Origin of the sequence: Microbacterium sp. 69-10 (genome assembly GCF_001897945.1) — a bacterium.
GTDB lineage: Bacteria > Actinomycetota > Actinomycetes > Actinomycetales > Microbacteriaceae > Microbacterium.
Window position 1 is genome coordinate 156,178 of sequence record NZ_MKRT01000024.1, and the last position, 1,314, is coordinate 157,491.

Annotated in this window: 2 protein-coding genes; both read left to right on the forward strand. The window is 70.2% G+C overall.

The window, feature by feature from the left end; translation table 11 throughout:
• Window positions 1-676, forward strand: a 676-nt coding sequence (locus tag BGN97_RS11780; protein WP_292701619.1) for a 3'-5' exonuclease, incomplete at its 5' end; no start/stop codon positions are given.
• Window positions 677-772: 96 nt separating this feature from the next.
• Window positions 773-1,314 (forward strand): GTP-binding protein (locus BGN97_RS11785; RefSeq protein WP_292702179.1); only part of this gene is annotated, 542 nt, incomplete at its 3' end.

The following is a 1,314-nucleotide window of genomic DNA, read 5'->3' on the forward strand; positions in this document are numbered from 1 at the left end:
CACGGTGGCCGTGCTGGCGCGAACGCGCGAGGTCGCCGAGCGTGCCGTCGCGGGTCTTGCGCGGGTCGTGCCGCCGGATGCCGTCGCGCGCTGCGAAGTCGGCACCATCCACTCCTACAAGGGCCGGGAGGCGGATGCCGTGATCCTGGTGGGCGTGGCCGGATGGGCGTTCCCGCACGTGCATCCGACCTGGCAGCTCGGGCGCGTGTTCGGCGACTCCTTCGCCTCGATCCTCACAGCGGAGCGACGACTGCTCTACGTCGGGGTGAGCCGGCCCCGCCGCTGGCTCGACGTCGTGACGGGGCGCGAGGACGATCCGTCGCCGCTCTGGGAGAGCGCGTCGCTGCTGCCCGCCGTGCGTCGCACGGACTGGGCGTCGGTCGCGCCGGCCCTCGGCGCGCCGGCCGTGCGACGTGCGACCGTGCGGGTGTACAACGGCATGTACGACGGGCGCTGGCTGCTCTCCTGGGACGACTTCCACGAGAGCAAGAACCTGCTCACGGCCGACGGCGGCTTCCGCTACGAGCCGTCCGGCGGGCGTGCGCACTGGGTCGCGCGGATGGATGCCGCCGAGCTGAAAGCGCGGGACGTTCTCGATCACCCCTGGGCGCGGTTCGACGGCATCCGCGTCGAGGTCGAGTGGCCCGACCGACGTCGTCAGGTGTTCACCCGCTAGCCTGACCGGGCCCTCAGGAAGGCGCTGATGGCGTGCGCTATCCTGGAACGTCGGCATCCCGGCGCACAAATCCCAACTCCGCTTAGGACTCCTTGAATGGCGCACGCCCTCCGCTCTGACCTCCGAAACGTCGCGATCGTCGCACACGTCGACCACGGCAAGACCACCCTCGTCGACGCCATGCTCCGCCAGACCGGCTCGTTCGGCGAGCACGCGCACGTCGAAGAACGCGCGATGGACTCCAACGACCTGGAGCGTGAGAAGGGCATCACGATCCTCGCCAAGAACACGGCGATCACGTACAAGGGCAAGCACTCCGAGACCCCGGTGACGATCAACGTCGTCGACACCCCCGGCCACGCCGACTTCGGCGGCGAGGTCGAGCGCGCGCTGTCCATGGTCGACGGCGTCGTGCTGCTGGTGGACGCCTCCGAGGGCCCGCTCCCGCAGACCCGCTTCGTTCTGCGCAAGGCGCTCGAGGCCAAGCTTCCCGTCATCCTGCTGGTCAACAAGACCGACCGTGCCGACGCGCGCATCGCCGAGGTCGAGGCCGAGGCGCAGGACCTGCTGCTGGGCCTGGCATCCGACCTGGTCGACGACGTGCCCGATCTCGACGTCGACGCCCTGCTGGACGTGCC